Source organism: Bacillus cabrialesii (genome assembly GCF_004124315.2).
Lineage (GTDB): Bacteria > Bacillota > Bacilli > Bacillales > Bacillaceae > Bacillus > Bacillus cabrialesii.
This window is the reverse complement of record NZ_CP096889.1, coordinates 3,238,780-3,255,045: the sequence shown is the minus strand read 5'-3', so window position 1 is coordinate 3,255,045 and position 16,266 is coordinate 3,238,780. Positions and strand designations below refer to the sequence as shown.

Annotated in this window: 16 protein-coding genes; 7 read left to right on the top strand and 9 right to left on the bottom strand. The window is 48.6% G+C overall.

All coding sequences use genetic code 11. The features are described 5' to 3' along the window. The first annotated feature begins 70 nt into the window (after positions 1 to 70). Genes EFK13_RS16675 through pucE form a run of 5 tightly spaced genes read left to right on the top strand, consistent with a single transcriptional unit; the run spans position 71 to position 5,257 of the window. Positions 71 to 1,063, top strand: coding sequence for an XdhC family protein (locus tag EFK13_RS16675; protein ID WP_129507660.1), 993 nt, complete (start codon positions 71 to 73; stop codon positions 1,061 to 1,063). Further along, positions 1,060 to 1,677, top strand: a complete 618-nt coding sequence (pucB, locus tag EFK13_RS16670) for a xanthine dehydrogenase accessory protein PucB (protein ID WP_129507661.1) — start codon at positions 1,060 to 1,062, stop codon at positions 1,675 to 1,677. Before EFK13_RS16675 ends, pucB begins: the two co-directional genes overlap by 4 nt. After that, on the top strand, positions 1,674 to 2,507 hold the full coding sequence (gene pucC, locus EFK13_RS16665) for a xanthine dehydrogenase subunit C (protein ID WP_129507662.1): 834 nt from the start codon (positions 1,674 to 1,676) through the stop codon (positions 2,505 to 2,507). The genes pucB and pucC overlap by 4 nt, the downstream gene beginning before the upstream one ends. Next, positions 2,508 to 4,745 (top strand): xanthine dehydrogenase subunit D, encoded by a 2,238-nt coding sequence (gene pucD / locus EFK13_RS16660; RefSeq protein ID WP_129507663.1) that lies wholly within the window; start codon positions 2,508 to 2,510, stop codon positions 4,743 to 4,745. It begins immediately after the preceding gene. Continuing rightward, complete coding sequence (pucE, locus tag EFK13_RS16655; RefSeq protein ID WP_129507664.1) at positions 4,736 to 5,257, top strand: xanthine dehydrogenase subunit E; 522 nt, start codon at positions 4,736 to 4,738, stop codon at positions 5,255 to 5,257. The genes pucD and pucE overlap by 10 nt, the downstream gene beginning before the upstream one ends. 276 nt (positions 5,258 to 5,533) lie before the next feature. On the opposite strand, the gene EFK13_RS16650 is transcribed toward pucE, so the two are convergent. From EFK13_RS16650 to pucR, 8 genes are all read right to left on the bottom strand, one after another. After that, positions 5,534 to 5,632: a YjcZ family sporulation protein gene (locus tag EFK13_RS16650; RefSeq protein WP_075749126.1), complete on the bottom strand. Its 99-nt coding sequence runs from the start codon at positions 5,630 to 5,632 to the stop codon at positions 5,534 to 5,536. Positions 5,633 to 5,941: 309 nt separating this feature from the next. Next, a complete protein-coding gene (locus EFK13_RS16645; protein WP_248894254.1) occupies positions 5,942 to 6,277 on the bottom strand; it encodes a hypothetical protein in 336 nt (111 codons plus the stop codon). A 225-nt stretch (positions 6,278 to 6,502) separates the two neighbouring features. Further along, on the bottom strand, positions 6,503 to 6,634 hold the full coding sequence (locus tag EFK13_RS21125; protein WP_283107558.1) for a hypothetical protein: 132 nt from the start codon (positions 6,632 to 6,634) through the stop codon (positions 6,503 to 6,505). Positions 6,635 to 6,750: 116 nt separating this feature from the next. Next, on the bottom strand, positions 6,751 to 7,101 hold the full coding sequence (gene uraH, locus EFK13_RS16640; RefSeq protein WP_129507666.1) for a hydroxyisourate hydrolase: 351 nt from the start codon (positions 7,099 to 7,101) through the stop codon (positions 6,751 to 6,753). Then, positions 7,101 to 8,585: a factor-independent urate hydroxylase gene (gene pucL, locus EFK13_RS16635; protein ID WP_129507667.1), complete on the bottom strand. Its 1,485-nt coding sequence runs from the start codon at positions 8,583 to 8,585 to the stop codon at positions 7,101 to 7,103. Before pucL ends, uraH begins: the two co-directional genes overlap by 1 nt. Before the next feature lie 12 nt (positions 8,586 to 8,597). After that, positions 8,598 to 9,890, bottom strand: coding sequence for a nucleobase:cation symporter-2 family protein (locus EFK13_RS16630; protein ID WP_129507668.1), 1,293 nt, complete (start codon positions 9,888 to 9,890; stop codon positions 8,598 to 8,600). 5 nt (positions 9,891 to 9,895) lie between these two features. After that, on the bottom strand, positions 9,896 to 11,191 hold the full coding sequence (gene pucJ, locus EFK13_RS16625; protein ID WP_407062102.1) for a uric acid permease PucJ: 1,296 nt from the start codon (positions 11,189 to 11,191) through the stop codon (positions 9,896 to 9,898). A gap of 200 nt (positions 11,192 to 11,391) precedes the next feature. After that, positions 11,392 to 12,987, bottom strand: coding sequence for a purine catabolism transcriptional regulator PucR (pucR, locus tag EFK13_RS16620; protein ID WP_129507670.1), 1,596 nt, complete (start codon positions 12,985 to 12,987; stop codon positions 11,392 to 11,394). 175 nt (positions 12,988 to 13,162) lie between these two features. On the opposite strand from pucR, the gene EFK13_RS16615 reads away from it, so the two are divergent. Further along, a complete protein-coding gene (locus EFK13_RS16615; protein ID WP_129507671.1) occupies positions 13,163 to 14,503 on the top strand; it encodes an allantoinase in 1,341 nt (446 codons plus the stop codon). A gap of 15 nt (positions 14,504 to 14,518) precedes the next feature. Here EFK13_RS16615 and EFK13_RS16610 read toward each other — a convergent pair whose 3' ends face one another. Continuing rightward, positions 14,519 to 15,787 carry a glycosyltransferase gene (locus EFK13_RS16610; RefSeq protein ID WP_129507672.1) on the bottom strand — a complete coding sequence of 423 codons (1,269 nt, stop codon included), beginning with the start codon at positions 15,785 to 15,787 and terminating at the stop codon, positions 14,519 to 14,521. Positions 15,788 to 15,896: 109 nt separating this feature from the next. Between EFK13_RS16610 and EFK13_RS16605 the strand changes: the two genes are divergently transcribed. Next, positions 15,897 to 16,244 (top strand): YunG family protein, encoded by a 348-nt coding sequence (locus EFK13_RS16605; protein WP_129507673.1) that lies wholly within the window; start codon positions 15,897 to 15,899, stop codon positions 16,242 to 16,244. Positions 16,245 to 16,266: the final 22 nt, after the last annotated feature.

Here is a 16,266-nt window from a genome sequence, read left to right as displayed (position 1 = left end):
TTTTCTTCCATCAACTATTCTTTATAGAAATAGTTGTTTTTTACAGTGATTTTTGAGAGGAGGATCGAGCATGGGAAATATGCACATGATGTTAGATTCGCTCCTGGAAGATCAGGCTGGGGCTGTGCTGGCAACAATTGTTCAAGTAGAAGGCTCCGCGTATCGAAAAGCAGGCGCCTCTATGCTATTTAAGAAAAATGGCGAACGGATTGGTTTGCTGAGCGGCGGATGTGTGGAAGAAGATTTATTTCAAAGAATCAGTGAGCTGGGTGATCAGCTGACGTCAGCGCTGATTTCTTATGATATGCGGGCGGAGGACGATCTTTCCTGGGGCATGGGAGCCGGTTGCAACGGCATGATTCATATTCATGCGGAAGTAATCACTCAGGAAAAAAGACGGCACTATGAAAGAGTCAGAGACTGCCTTCATTCAGGAAAAGCTGTAACAGCCGTTACGCAGATTGACTCGTCCCATTCTTTATTTCTGACAGAGAACGGGCATTTCGGGAACTGGCCGGACGCGCCTCTGCAAGACATACAACGTACCGTTTCTACGCTTCATTTACCGCATTTTGATCCATCAGCCAACATGTTTATTCAGCGAATTGAACCGAAGCCACGTCTCATTCTGTTCGGAGCGGGACCAGATATTGTGCCGCTTGCCAATTTGGCGGCAGATACAGGGTTTTCTGTTATCGTGACAGATTGGCGTCCCGCTTATTGCACATCCTCTCTATTTCCAAAAGCGGATCGGCTGATCACCGCTTTTCCGGAACAAATGCTCAGCGAATTTCAATTTTTGCCGCAGGATGCAGCTGTTGTGGCAACCCACCATTTTCAGCACGATCAAGCAATCATCGACTTTTTATTTTCTCAAAATTTACATTATATCGGACTGTTGGGTTCGGCAAACCGCACGAAGCGGCTGTTGAACGGAAAACAGCCGCCGGCTCACTTTTACAGTCCAGTCGGGCTGAAAATCGGTGCGGAAGGCCCCGAGGAAATTGCCGTCAGCGTTGTCGCGGAAATCATTCAAACAAGAAAAAGGCTGGCGGTTGTATGAGAAGCCCCTATATTATCGGCGTGTTTCTCGCTGCTGGCAAAAGCAAAAGAATGGGCCAAAACAAGCTTGCTTTGCCGCTGAAAGGAGAAACCATCGGATCGCTTTCCTTGAAAACTGCTCTGTTGTCCCGCCTTGATCATGTGCTGATTGTCGAGAGAACAGAGCGAGCTTCCCTTGAGTGGATGGGAGCGCTATTTCACGCTCCGCTTTTTCGAAAACGCTGGAGCCTGCACGTTTGTCGAGACGCAGAAAAAGGCCAAGGGCATTCAGTCAGCAGCGGGATGAGAAAAGCAGAAAGCATGGGAGCGGATGGCGTTGTCATTTTGTTAGCCGACCAGCCTCGGCTTTCTGTCGATCACCTCAATGCCCTTGTGGCAATGGCGCCTGAGTCATTTGCCGTGTCATCATTTTTAGGTGTGCTCACCCCGCCAATCTATTTTTCATCGGCTTGTTTTCCTTATTTAAAGGAGTTAAAGGGAGATGAGGGGGCTCGAAGGCTCCTGAAAAGCGGGCAGCTTGGGACGGGAGCGGTTTTGGAGGCGAAGGAAAGTGCGGGGCTGAACGATATTGATACACCGGAGGAATACGAGATGGTGAGGAGGGCGATGGTTTGAACGGCCAAGTGACAAAAGCAAGGATGAATATTCAATTATGGAGGCCGGCAGCGCTCGATGAGGCCTATTCGCTTTTGGAGCAACATGCCCCGGATGTGTGTGCCGCATCGGGCGGCACACTGCTTCAGCTTCAGTGGGACAAAGGGATTTTTCCGAAACAGCATCTCGTCAGTCTTGAAGGAATTGACGAGATGAGAGGAATCAGCGCCAGTGACACACACGTATCGATCGGGGCGCTCACAACGCTGAATGAGTGCAGAAAGAGCCCCCTGATCAAGAGTGCGCTTGGCTGTTTCAGCGATGCTGCTTCCGCTGTCGCCGCACCTGGAATCCGCAGCCGGGCCACTATTGGCGGAAACATAGCAAGTAAAATCGGCGATTTGATTCCGCTTTTGCTTGTGCTTGATGCTGAGCTTATCCTGTATCAAATGGAGCTGATCAGGCTGCCGCTAGGCGATTGGCTCGTCGATGCAGGCCTTGAAACTGCGATCGTTACGCGTGTCATCATCCCGCGTGCGGAGGGAGAGCGTGTGTTTTACCGCAAGCTTGGGAGGCGCCAGGCTTTTACAGGAGCGGTTGCTGTTGTGGCTGGACGTTTTTTGAAAGACGGCTGCATTCGCCTCGCCGCTGGCCATGCCGATATCACACCGGAAAGATTAGAGGAAAGCGAAGCGAAAGTGATGGCGTCAAGCTGGAAGCCGCACGAGCTGTACGAAACGCTTGTCCGTGAGCTGTCGTTTTCCGCAGACGCTTTTATGACAGCGGCATACAGGAAAAAAGCCGCTGCCAACGTCATCATGGCAGAGCTGATGGCTGAGGGAGGGGAATAAATGACCATCAACAAACCATCAAGAGTAAGGCCGGATGGAAGAGGAAAGGTCACAGGGGATCTGAAATATATGACCGATCTCAGCTTTCCCGGAATGCTGTATGGCAAAGTGCTGAGAAGCGCGTATCCCCATGCGGAGATCGTGTCGATTTGCACCATGAAAGCTGAAGAAATGGAAGGTGTGAGGGCCGTCGTCACTCATAAAGACGTTCCCGGATTAAATCGATTTGGCATTGTCATCCCTGACCAGCCGGTGTTATGCGAGGACAGGGTGCGGTACGTCGGGGATGCGATCGCCGCTGTGGCTGCGGAAACGGAGGAAATCGCGGAAGCGGCGCTGGAGCTGATACATGTTGAGTATAAAGAGCTGGAGGTCATTGACTCACCGGAAAAAGCGCTTCGGCCGGACGCGCATAGACTGCATGAGGACGGGAACATCCTGCACCGCGCGTTTTTTACACATGGTGATATAGAAAAAGGGTTTCAAGTCTGTGATACAGTCCTTGAAGAAACCTACGAGCTGCCGCGGCAGATGCATACGTATATGGAAACGGAAGGAGGCGTAGCCGTTCCAGAAGACGATGGGGGCTTTACGATGTATGCAGGAACACAGCATGGCTATAAAGACCGTTTTCAGCTTGCACGTATTTTTGGCATTCCTGAAGAAAAGATCAGAGTTGTGTCGAGTCCGATGGGCGGCTCGTTCGGAGGAAAGGATGAGCTGAATATCCAGCCGTATGCCGCGCTTTTGGCCCTGAAATGCGGACTGCCTGTCAAAATTCATCAGACGAGAAAGGAATCTGTGCGTTCTGGAATCAAGCGCCATCCGATGAAGATTGCGATAAAAACGGGAGCTGATCAAACAGGAAAGATTTTGGCTCATGACGTGAAAATTGTGGCGGACACAGGCGCTTACGCCACGCTTGGACCAGCCGTTCTTGACTTTTCTGTCGAACATGCCGCGGGCCCGTACCGCATTCCAAACATCCGGACGGAAGGGATATCTGTGTTTACGAACAACGGGGTGGCGGGAGAATTCCGGGGCTTTGGCGGCAATCAAATCACATTTGCCCTCGAAACCCATCTCGATCGCCTCAGTGATATGCTCGGCATCGACCCGCTGGATCTGAGAAGAAAAAATATCAGAAAACCGGATGACTTAGGGCCGCTAGAGCATCGGATTGCACCGACTGACGGAGCGGCGCAGGTGTTGAATGCCATTTCTGAATCTCCCATTCTCACAAGAAAATGCCGGAACTCCGGATATATGCGGAGAGGCACGGGAGCGGCAATGACGATGCACGGCGGCGGGCTGGGGTATGGCCGAATGGATGCGGCAGGAGGCCGTTTGTCTCTTTCAAGTGACGGCAACATCACAGCTTCGTTCGGATTTGAAGAATGCGGACAGGGAATTCTAGCGGCGATTGAACATATTGTCATGGAGGAGCTGGGCTGTGCCCCGGAGGATATTTCCATTGTGATTGGGGATACCGCAAAAGTACCGAAGTCAGGCTCTTCCACCGCATCCCGAGGCACAAGCATGGTGTGGCACGCAATCCAGCGTTTGAAGAAGCCGTTTCTTTCTCAGCTGAAAAAACGGGCGGCAGAATGGAGCGGCTGTTCAGCTGAAAACCTTATTCTCGGCGCCGCAGGCTTGTGTGATCAAAATACAAAGGAGCTTGTGGTGACGTATAAGGAGCTGGCTGAAAAAAGCCCTTTGGCAGAGGAAACCGCATTTGACTTTCCGACAACGCCTGATCCCGTGGACGGCGGACATTTTCTCTACTCATTTGGAGCGGCCGCTGTTGAGGTGGAGGTTGATTTATTAACAGGCGATGTCAAAGTGATAGATTGTGAGCATGCTATTGCGGCGGGACCGGTTGTCAGTGCGCAGGGCTATCGGGGCCAAATTGAAGGCGGGGCCGCCATGGCGCTCGGCTACACACTGATGGAGGAAGCTAAAATGACGGACGGCCGTTACGCTGCGGAAAATCTCGACCAGTATATCATTCCCGGTGTGAAGGATGTACCCGATATGAAACTGACCGCAATAGAAGAGCTGATGGAAGGCGATTCCTACGGCCCGCGCGGCGTCGGCGAAATCGGAACGATCGCCATCACCCCGGCGGTTGTAAAGGCTGTGCACGATGCCGTCGGATGCTGGATAAACAAGCTGCCGATTTCAAGAGAGGAGCTGCTTGAAGCGATAGACAGAAAGGGGCTGAAGCAATGGACGTAAAAGAAGCTGGATCATTTCCTGTAAAAAAGGGACAGTTCCGAATGACTGTGAATGGGCAGGAGCGGGAGATTTCAGCCGTTCCCACGGCACGTCTGAGCGATCTGCTTAGAAAGGAATTTCAGCTGACCGGGACAAAGGTGTCCTGCGGAATCGGCCGCTGCGGAGCATGCTCTATCCTGATCGACGGAAGGCTGGCCAATGCGTGCATGACGATGGCCTATCAAGCAGACGGCTGCTTCATCACAACCATCGAGGGGCTCCAAAAAGAAGAGCTGGATATCTGCCAAACCGCTTTCCTAGAGGAAGGCGGCTTCCAATGCGGCTACTGCACCCCAGGAATGATAATTGCGCTTAAAGCACTCTTTGAGGAAAAAACGCATCCGTCTGATGAAGACATAGAAGAAGGGCTGGCGGGGAATTTGTGCCGATGTACCGGGTATGGAGGGATTATGCGGTCGGCTTTTAAGATAAGGGAAGAGTTGAGCGGAGCGAAAAGGAAGCCCGGCTTTTAAAAGCCGGGCTTCCTTTATATTGTAATATATTTGAAGCTCAGCCGGAAGATCAATCGACGGTGTCCTAGCTGCAGCATTGTGGTAAGCAGTTATATTCAGGTGAACACTGTTGTGGATCATTTTAAAGATGAAATTTGCAGCGAATTGTTTAAATTCCCTGATTCAGCTTTGCCTGATAGAGTAGTTAACCGCACAGCAAAAACGCCATAAAAACTTCTTATGGCGTCTGTCGAACAGGGAGGTGCTCATAACAGGGGGAGCTAGGCCATGTTAAACTTAATAACCACCAAAGAAAGAAGCTCCAACAATGATTAACAAAATGAATAGCACCACGATCAAAGCGAAGGAGCTACCATAACCGTTTGAGTAACCCATATTGCCACCTCCTTTAGTGAGGATAGTATAAGATATGCCAAACGATCATTTTCGACATAGATTTAAGTCTAAAAAAGAGAAAATGAATATTTTGTCTAAATGTGCAAGAGAAAGGCGTAATCAAACACTATTTAAAAAAACAAACTCAAATATGAGAATCCGGAAGCGGGTGAAAGATAACATCAATACCGCAAGCACGCAGAGACGAAACGTTCATCTTAAAAAGAAAGAGGTATTAAATGTATAAAGAGGGTTTTGACAAGGAAAATGTGCCTGCTTGGGGATTTGTTCATTCATCAGAATTATCAATTAAAATTCATGGAGATTTTGAAGATCAAACACGAAGTCTTCGTCATCTAATTCTTCTTTGGCTTCAGAAGAGCCGCTTGAAATTTGCGCTCCCAGAACCAAAGCCTTAATATACTTGTCTAAATATTCACATTCCGCTCGTACTTGAAATTCTGTAACAAATGTTCCGTCACTTTCGAGTATAATGTCTACCCTGCGGCTCTCTTGCTCATCAAGAAGAATATGATTGTACACTTGTTCGTTATTCTTTTTAATCCGATGAAAACTGAATGGATTTTCTCTATTATCTATTAGGTCTTCTTCTCTGTGATTTCTTCTCTCATTATCATTAAACAAATTAGCCAGTACATTTTCATCAGTAATGAAAAGGGCAATGAAAATATTCTCGTACTGAAAATGATCATCATTAGGAAGATCTAATAAAACATTATAGTCAAATTCTTTAGCTTTACATTTACTCTTTAATATATTGAATACCTATCCCGGGTAAATATTAGATGACCTTTTTTGTGAGAATACTTCTTCTTTAAGGATTCTAAGTTTATCAAAATAAATCTCTGCTTAAACAGGACTTTCATAGAATGAATGGGCTTTTGGAGTTCGTTTGTATGGATGCCAGTGATAGTAGTAACCTTTTTTAGGTTTACCATTTTTGTTTGCGCCTGCAGCAACAGCTTTTGCTTGATTTTTCAAAACAGAGTATACGTCGTTTTCACGCTTCATTCTAATAATTGCTTATGAACGTGACAAGCGCCGCAGAACCCTAAACATATTAAAGCCCGCCTCACCGGCGGGCGTCCTTATTTTACTTAACTCCCCCGATACACCTGATAACCAAACGGCGACAGCAAAAGCGGGATATGATAATGCGCATCTGGATCTGTAAGCTGAAAGCGCACAGTGACAATGGTTAAAAACGGCTGGTCGGCCGTGTTCATTTTTTGGCTTGCAAAATAGTCTCCTGCATGAAATTCCATCACATATTCTCCAGACACCAGCTCTTCACCAGCCAGCAACGGAGCATCGACTCGGCCGTCAGCGTTGGTGGATGCCTCTTTGACAAGGATGGCCTCTTCACCCAGCCGCTTCAATTCTATCTTTACGTTCGCGGCGGGTTTGCCGCAGGTTAAATTCAAGATATGGGTCGTCAGCTTCCCCATCAGGACTTCAGGCTCCCTAAGGCTTCAGCGGCTTTCTCTATTTCTTTCTCGGCGTCCTCTCTTGTCACGGTAAAGCGCTGGAAGCCGAATGGCGGGCGCGGTTCGGTGTAGACTTTTCCTTTGGACCCCGGGATCTCTTCAACGACTGTGTCCCATGTGTGATTTTGAGATTGGAAGCTGACGTCGGTGAGCTGCGGGAATCTCGTTAATATTCTGCAGCCGATATGATAGATTAAATTCTGGATAGAAGGGGTTTCGAGCTCGTGAAAAACGGTGCTCGCCAGGTCACGGACTTGTTCAGCCGCGACGTAGCGGGCGGGATCGGAAGCGTATGCGTCATTTGTATTTTCATAATGCCAGCCGATGTTTAAATGGACAAACAGCGGGCGGTTGCCGTCTTCCGGCAGAGTCGTATATTCGTCCCGGATAAAGCCGACGAAGGAGTTGCCGCTCACCTTGACGAGCTGAAGATCCGTGATTTCGCTGTACTGCTCTGTAATCGTTACGGTATCTCCGGTTCGTGCCGCTTTCACCACAGACCGAGCCCGTTCGTTGCGTGATCTTCTGAAGACGAGCTGGCTTGTACCGAGTCCTTGCTCCTCATATGCGGGCATCGCTTCAAATGGAATATCTTCGCCTGTCAGTGTGATGGTGTCCATATGAGAATAGGTATCTAAAAATCGATGAGCCGTAAAGTGTAAGAACCCCTCAGTTGTTGTCCCTTCATAGGAAGCGAGATGGCGCTGAATAAAGTTTTTCATTGAATCCGTCGCCACGACGGGGGAGTTATCTCCGTCTGTAAATGATGGCAGGAAGGCGTCTCCTTCAATTTCGCATGTCACGTCAACGCCGACAACGGTATTGTCTCTCCCTGAAAAAGCTGACTCTGGGATTTGCTTTACTCCTGTGAGCGGCTTTAAAAACGTTCGGTATGCAAATACATTTCCTTTGCCGTAAGACATGGTCCTTTTCATTTGCTTCTCTCCTTTTTCAGTTATGATGTCCGCCAGCCGAAAGCGGGCGATGCGGTAAATTTCTTCTAGCGCCTGCTGGAACTCTGTTTCCGGATCGTTCTCAAGCCTTGCCAGAAGGGCCCGGCGGATGTCCTGTTTCGTCTTTCCCTTTACCGCTAAAATAAAAGGGAAGCTGAAGCGTGCATAATAGTGTTCATTCAGTTTGAGAAATTCCTCGTATTCCGGCTGTTCAAGTTTACTGAGCCCCGCGTTTTGCTGCTCTCTTACCGAGGAATCGCTCATTGTCTTCTTTGTTCCGAGGCGAGGGTGCTTGTTGATTAAAACAAGCTGCGTCTGGCGATCGGCGGCTTTTACAATGCCGGCCATTTTGTGGTGAAGATCAGAAAGGGAAGAAAACGGACGCAATGCCGCGGCTTCCTCCGCAATCCAAGAAGAGTGTTCAAAAATAGATCCAAGCGTGTCTGTCAGGGTGTGTCTGTCCATTTGGTTCAGGTCATCCATTGTGAACATGGGCATCTTCCTTTACGTTTTTATTTCAGCGCGATCCGGCTGCTTGGTTTGAAAAAAAGCGTGCAGTGCAATTGCCGTCAAACTGCCGATCACAATTCCGCTTCCTGCCAAAACTGAGGCCGCACCCGGAAGAGATGAAAACAACGCGGGAACGGTCGTGGCGCCGAGCCCTAAGCTGACAGAAGAGGCGATGATCAGCAGGTTGCCTTGCGAGTCGAAGTCAACGCTGGAAAGCATTTTGATCCCGTAAGAAATGACCATGCCGAACATGACGATCATCGCGCCGCCGAGAACTGGGTTTGGAATTACTGTTGTCAAGGCTGCGGCTTTTGGAACCAGTCCGATCGCCATCAGCATCATTCCTGTGATTGCGATGACGTTGACACTTTTCATTTTTGATAGCTGGACGATACCGACATTTTGCGAGAAGGCGGTATAGGGAAACGCGTTAAATAAGCCGCCAAGCATAATCGCAAGGCCTTCCGCTCGGTACCCCTTTTCCAGATCCTTCTCCGACAGCCTGCGATTCGTGATATCGGCCAGCGCAAAGTAAACACCTGTCGATTCAACCAGACTGACAATCGCAACGAGAAGCATTGTCACAACAGCCGGCAGTTCAAAGGTTGGCATACCGAAATAAAACAGAGAGGGAACATGAAGCCAGGACGCCTCCATAACGTCAGAAAAATCGACCTCTCCCATGAAGAATTCGGCCGCTGTTCCTGCGATAAGGCCGAGCAATATGGCAATGGAGCGGATAAAGCCTTTAAAGAAATAAAACAGCAATAAGATAAAGGCTGTGACGCCAAACCCGAGGAGCACGTTGTGCAGTGAGCCGAAGTCTTTGCTTCCTTCACCGCCGGCCAGGTTATTCATTGCCGTCGGAATCAGGCTGATGCCGATGATCATGACGACGGAGCCGGTCACGACAGGCGGAAAAAAGCGGACAAGCTTTCCGAAGAAGCCCGCGGCTAAGGTGATAATCAGCCCTGCGGCGATAATGGCGCCGTATATCGCTGAGACACCGTATGTGCCGCCGATGGAAATCATCGAGCCGACTGCGGTAAATGTACATCCGAGCACAACGGGGAGGCCGATGCCGAAATACCGGTTTTTCCACAGCTGCAAAAGGGTTGCCGCCCCGCACATGAACAAATCGATCGCAATTAAATACGTCAGCTGCCCCGTATTCATCCCGATCGCCGCTCCGACAATCAGCGGAACGAGAATGGCTCCCGCATACATGGCAAGCATATGCTGAAGTCCGAGCATCATCAGCTGAAAGGCATTATGCTGTTTCTTCATCTTTTTTACACCTCTTTTTCTAGTGCGAGTGTGTGGTCTAATACGGGAAGTTCAGTTTTCTGCGCTGTTTTCTTTTTTTTGCCGCGCATGCTGAAGAATAGATTCAAAAAGATGGCGGTCAGGCTTCCGGTGATGGTGCCGTCGCTGACCAGAATCCGGACCGGAGCCGGGAATTCAGCAAAAATTGCGGGCACCGTGCTGGCGCCGATGCCGAGTGCGAGTGAGCATGCGATGGTCAGGAGGTGATATTGATTTGTGAGATTCGCTGTGCTGAGCATTTTGACGCCGGAGGCAATCACCATGCCGAACATGACAACGGTCGCTCCGCCAAGCACCGCAGGCGGAACAGCGGAAGCAAGGGCGGCAATCTTTGGAATCAGTCCGAGACAGACAAGAATACAGCCTGCGGTAACGACGATGTTTCTTGTTTTGACTTTCGTCAGCTGCAATAACCCGGCGTTTTGCGCAAAGGTGTTATAAGGAAAGGCGTTGAACAGCCCGCCGATGAGAATGGCGATTCCTTCCGCCCGGTAGCCTTTGACAAGGTCTTTTTCGGTTAACGGCCTGCCGCATATCTTTCCGATCGCATAGAAAACGCCGGTTGATTCCACAATAATGACAATTCCGACGATCAGCATCGTTAAGATCGGGCCGATTTCAAATGAAGGGGCTCCGAAGTAAAAAGGCTTCGGGATTTGGAAGAACGGGGCTTCAGCGACAGCAGAAAAGCTGACTTTGCCCATGATGGCTGCTGCCGCTGTCCCGGCGGCGATTCCGATCAGAACGGACAGCGTTCGGGCAAACCCTTTGAGAAAGCGGTTGAGGACTAAAATCAGGACAAAGACGCCGACAGAGAGAAGAAGGTTTTCGAGCGAACCGTATTCGGGATTGGCGCTGCCGTTTATTTTTTCGCCGCCAGCCATATTTTTCACACCTGTCGGGACAAGTGAAAGGCCGATTAAGGTCACAACGGTTCCTGTTACGACAGGAGGGAATAACACGGTCAGCTTTCCGAAAAAACGCGCAAACAAAAAGATAAACACACCGGCAGCAATGATTGAACCGTAAATCGCGTGAATGCCGTAATTCGCGCCGATTGCAATCATCGGGGTGACGGCCACAAATGAACTGCCGAGCATGACGGGAAGCCCGATGCCGATGTATGCGCCGCGCAAGGTTTGCAAAAGCGTCGCGAGGCCGCACGTTAACAGGTCAATCGCTAACAGGTAAGACAGTTGTTCAGATGTTACATTCAGCGCCCTGCCGACAAGCAGGGGCACCAAAATCGCACCTGCATACATGGCCAGCACATGCTGAAGGCCAAGAGAAAATACCGCAAACGGTTTTTGTTTCACCACAGCCCCTCCTTTTATATGTGAACTTTAGTAACATGATAGCGTGCGGGTTGTCGGGTGTCATTGGATACAGTAGCCGAAAAAGACAGATGTTATTGCTGGAAGTGACGAAAAATGATTTGGTTTGTAAGAAAATGTGACGGATGTCAGCTGATTAGCCGCTGCATCCGTAAGGCAAGCCGCAATCGCATCGTTGTCTCAGGATCTTTTAAGCTTTTGCCCAGCAGCTCCTCACATTTTTCAAGGCGGTAGATGACCGTATTGCGATGAACGTACAGACGCTTTGCCGTCTCGGAAATTTGGCAGTGTGTCTCTAAATAAACGGACAGCGTATGAAGCAGGCTTTGATCCTCCTGTTGTTTTTCAGCGAGGCTTTGAAGCGTGGAGTTGTAAAATTTCTTCAAATCCTCCACCGGGAGCAGGCGGAGAAGCTCAGGCACATCTTTTGCGTGATACACCTGGATAAACTCTGTGCTTCTTGACAAATGCCCTGATTGCAGAGCATCAGAAGCCTCTGTGAACGCGTCGGGAACATCAATGAGCTTTTGGCATATATTGCTGATGCCAAAGGACACCGTCCGTTTAAATTGAGCTCTGACCTGTGATTGGAACTGCTCCAAAAAGCTGATCACCGAGGCGTGCATTTCACTCCAGCTGTCTGTCGCCTCGATCAGAATAATGCCGACATTTCCTTTTATAAAAAGGTGGGGAGGAAACGGGAAGGCTGATAATTCGCCTTCAAGAAATTCAAATACGCCATCGGAGGCGAGCTGATTTTCTGTAAAGCTGATTGATTCGTCATTGCGGTCGAGTTTGCCGGCGATGCACATGTATTTTTGATCCCAGCGCAGCTTGAATTCCTTCGCCCGGTTTTTGATTTCATCATCCGAAGAAAATGAGCGTTCAATAAAGTTGCTGAAAAATTCATTGCGCGCCCTCCGGCTGAATTGCTTCAGCGCATTTTCCTTCAGCAGTTCAAAGGAAATCACGTTTGCAGCTTGTTCAATGGTGAGAATCAATCCTTTGTCGCCGGCCTGCACCATGTCCGGTATCAGCAGATAGCCGCAATTCTTTTCGTGATTATAAATAGGAAGGACGGAATACGTTTTCTGATCCGGAATCGTAGAGAAACAAGTGAAAAACGGACCGGATACGGTATTCAGGGTGCTTTTCAGCTTTTCGGTCTCAACTGAAATCTGATGAGATGCAGACAGCATTTTTGCATGCTGGTCCAAAAGCAGCACGGGTAGCTGAAGGAGGTCTGAGACCTTTTTGAGGAGAGATTGCAGCCCCTTGCCGCTCATAATGTGGTTTGTGAATTTTTTGTGCGCGTAAATGGCTTGCTGCAGCTCGTTAGAACGCATATCGAGAATGTGGCTGAGTGTTGCATTCACAATATCCCCAAGACGGATGTGTTCTGGAAGCTCAATGATCGGAAACGCGTATGAATCGGCCAGTTCGATGATTTCTTTCGGGATATCCTCCAGGTAGCGCTTTGTTTTAATGCCGAGGCCCGCACAGCCGCGTTTTGCCATTTGCTGAATCAATTCAGATAACTGGTGCGGGTGATCCTTCAGGTGATACGCGGTGGTAACGAGCAATTCATTCTTATGCAAAAAGTCCGCGATATCCGGAGCGTCCATCATATTGACATGCTGCACTTCTCTTTCTCCTCCTGCTTTTCCCGCAATTAAATGGGCGTTTTCATAAGCCGGTATTTTCATCACATCAAAAATATTCATAGAGCATTCTCCTTTTCTATAAAAAACATTGGTTAAGATGAATAATTTTCAATCGGAATTCTAGCGGTTTTGCTGATGTAATACGATCATAGTAGCAGTAAACTGTTGAAAATAGAATGGACTGTGTTACATAAACTGACATTAAAAATCGTCAACCTTACATGGGGGTATGATAATGGCTTACGATATAGTGATAAAAGGTGCGAAAGCAGTTATGCCGGATGGCGTGAAAGAAGCTGATATTGCAGTTCAAAACGGTATGATTGCCGAGGTCGGTTCTGACATTGAAGCAAGCGGGGCAGCAATGATCCAAGCAGACGGAAAATACGTGTTTCCTGGTGCGATAGACTGCCATGTTCATTTCAATGAACCGGGCAGAGAGGATTGGGAGGGGATTGAAACAGGTTCGCAGATGATGGCGGCAGGCGGCTGCACCACTTATTTTGATATGCCGCTCAATTGCATTCCATCAACCGTGACGGCAGAGCATCTTCTCGCAAAAGCTGAACTGGGCAGGCGAAAATCTGCCGTGGATTTTGCGCTATGGGGCGGCCTTGTGCCCGGCCATATTGATGACATCCGCCCAATGGCTGAAGCGGGAGCGATCGGATTTAAAGCGTTTTTATCAAGATCAGGCACAGACGAGTTCCGCTCTGTTGATGAACGAACCTTGCTCAAAGGCATGACAGAAATCGCGGCTGCAGGAAAAATTCTCGCTCTTCACGCAGAGAGCGATGCCATCACAAGCTATTTGCAGATGGTTTTGGCCAATCAAGGAAAGGTGGATGCGGATGCGTACGCCGCCTCCCGTCCGGAGGAAGCCGAAGCTGAAGCGGTGTATCGCACGATTCAATATGCGAGGGTGACAGGCTGTCCGGTTCATTTTGTTCATATCAGCACGGCGAAAGCGGTTCAGCTGATCAGAGAGGCGAAACAGGAAGGGCTTGATGTTTCGGTCGAAACATGCCCGCATTATGTCTTATTCAGCCATGACGATTTACGGGAAAAGGGCTCTGTCGCGAAATGCGCGCCGCCGCTCCGATCACCGCAATCGCAGAAAGCGCTGATTGAGGCGCTCATTGCGGGGCACATTGACATGGTTTCCTCAGACCATTCCCCTTGCCGTCCGTCCTTGAAGCGGGAGGATAATTTGTTTTTATCATGGGGCGGAATCAGCGGCGGGCAGTTTACTTTATTAGGGATGCTGGAACTCGCGCTTAAGCATCAGATTCCGTTTGAAACCATCGCTGAGTGGACAGCGGCGGCACCTGCGAAACGATTTGGCCTTCAGAAAAAAGGGCGGCTTGAAGCGGGGTGTGATGCGGATTTTGTGCTCGTCAGCATGGAGCCATATACTGTCACAAGAGAATCGATGTTTGCAAAGCATAAGCTAAGCCTTTACGAAGGGCATACATTTCCCTGCCGCATTTCGGCCACATACAGCAAAGGCCGGTGTGTGTACAGTGATGGAGAGAAAGTCAACGGAATTGACGGAGCGCTGGTCGTTCCATTGTAAAAAAACCCGGCAGATTTATTTTGCCGGGTTTTTCTCCTCGAGTTTTTCTTCAATAAAATCAGCAGTATGTCTTACTCCATCTTCTTTATCAATAAGAGAGGCAGCTTCAGATGCACGTTGAAAATACGTGTTGTTTGATATCAGTTCATTGATTCTGGAAACGAAGGCTGCAACTGTCATATCTTTTTCTTTCAGAGGGGCAGCAGCCACTCCGATGTCTCGCATTTTTCTTGCCCAAAAAGGCTGATCCCCAGAGAACGGGCATATCACCATAGGTTTGCCGGCCTTCAATGCTGCGGCCGTAGTCCCAGCCCCTCCATGATGAATGACAGCTCGTGATTGAGGGAAAATCCATCCGTGAGGAATGGAGCCAGCTGTATAAATATGAGGTGAATCTGTCATCTGTTTGATTCCGCTCCAGCCCGTCAGCAAAATGGCACGCTGTCCGGTTTCTTTGAATGCTTGCTGAAGCATGTTCAGAGTGTGATCCGGGTTTTGTAATGGCATACTGCTAAAGCTAACGGTAAAAGGAGGCGGCCCCGCTTCTAAAAAATGCAATAGCTCAGGTGGAGGGTTCCAGTCATCTTCGGCTAAAAACCAGAATCCCTGCATTGAAACATGGCCTTTCCATTGTTGGTCAAAGGGAATGATGGAAGGACTGCACCCATACAGAACAGGAATAAGCTTTCCATTCAGTACGGAATCATCTTTAAAAACAGAACGTTTATCGGGCAGGCTGAGTGTCTCATGTCTCCACTTATTCATCAGCGAAAAAAACGCTGCGGTCAATAATCGATTGATTTTAAAACTAGCCTTGTTAAGCGTTCCGCTCTGCAATGAGAACGGAAAGACCGGATTAGTAAAATGACGGGTAGGAGCTACAATAGGAACCGGATGGGCGATAAAAGCAGGAATGTGCAGGGCTTCGGCAATATCATATCCGCCAAATACTTTAGGGTGATAAATGATTGCATCAGCATCTTTAGAGGCCGCCCATATATCCTCTAACATTTGTTCCATCATCGGATAAATGACTGTTTTCATTTGGCTGACAATTGATAGCGGGTTCCCTTTCAGCATGCTTTTTCCTTCTTTTGATTGCGTCAAATGTGTGTAATCCGTTCTGATGGGTGCAAAGGAGAGTTTGTTTTTCTCCGCTAGATCTTTGAACGAGCCTTCAGTGCAAATCGTCACATGATGTCCGCGTCTGGATAATTCTTTTCCTAATGCGATAAAGGGCTGTACATCGCCCCTCGTACCAATCGTAAGCAGGTTAATTTTCATGATTCGCCTCCAAGGAGTCATTCATTACCACTAATTTATCATACAAAGAATCTGATCAGTTTTTAAAATGCAATCAACGTGGTATCTTTTTTAAAAGGAGGCGGCAGAAATGGAACATGTCAAATACATATTAAAGCAATCTTGGTCGCGCCATACGAGCTCTAAATGGACAAAAGAATGCCCGGCAAGCGGCCAATGCGGTGTGACGGCATTGGTGATTCAGGATCAATTCGGCGGCGCCATTTTCAAAACAAAAGTCGGTGAGAGCTGGCATTTTTATAACAGCATCAACGGTGTGGTATATGATTTTACGAGTGAACAGTTTCATGCGCCGATTGAATATCAGCATATTCCTTCCTCAAGAGAAGAGGCGTTTTTAGATACAAATGAGAAACAATACCAGCATCTTCGTTCAGCATTTTCCCTCCATATGAACAGCATTTCCGAGGAAACCTGAAAACACGTGTGATAAACTGGGA

Bases quoted from the DNA above. Each gene is read 5' to 3' on its own strand.
- uraH (WP_129507666.1), bottom strand. From the start codon at position 7,101: ATGGGGAAGCTGACGACCCATATCTTGAATTTAACCTGCGGCAAACCC.
- pucB (WP_129507661.1), top strand. From the start codon at position 1,060: ATGAGAAGCCCCTATATTATCGGCGTGTTTCTCGCTGCTGGCAAAAGC.
- EFK13_RS16610 (WP_129507672.1), bottom strand. From the start codon at position 15,787: ATGAAAATTAACCTGCTTACGATTGGTACGAGGGGCGATGTACAGCCC.
- EFK13_RS16615 (WP_129507671.1), top strand. From the start codon at position 13,163: ATGGCTTACGATATAGTGATAAAAGGTGCGAAAGCAGTTATGCCGGAT.
- EFK13_RS16650 (WP_075749126.1), bottom strand. From the start codon at position 5,632: ATGGGTTACTCAAACGGTTATGGTAGCTCCTTCGCTTTGATCGTGGTG.
- pucE (WP_129507664.1), top strand. From the start codon at position 4,736: ATGGACGTAAAAGAAGCTGGATCATTTCCTGTAAAAAAGGGACAGTTC.
- pucR (WP_129507670.1), bottom strand. From the start codon at position 12,987: ATGAATATTTTTGATGTGATGAAAATACCGGCTTATGAAAACGCCCAT.
- EFK13_RS16675 (WP_129507660.1), top strand. From the start codon at position 71: ATGGGAAATATGCACATGATGTTAGATTCGCTCCTGGAAGATCAGGCT.
- EFK13_RS16605 (WP_129507673.1), top strand. From the start codon at position 15,897: ATGGAACATGTCAAATACATATTAAAGCAATCTTGGTCGCGCCATACG.
- pucD (WP_129507663.1), top strand. From the start codon at position 2,508: ATGACCATCAACAAACCATCAAGAGTAAGGCCGGATGGAAGAGGAAAG.
- EFK13_RS16630 (WP_129507668.1), bottom strand. From the start codon at position 9,890: ATGAAGAAACAGCATAATGCCTTTCAGCTGATGATGCTCGGACTTCAG.
- pucJ (WP_407062102.1), bottom strand. From the start codon at position 11,191: ATGTATGCAGGTGCGATTTTGGTGCCCCTGCTTGTCGGCAGGGCGCTG.
- pucL (WP_129507667.1), bottom strand. From the start codon at position 8,585: ATGTTCACAATGGATGACCTGAACCAAATGGACAGACACACCCTGACA.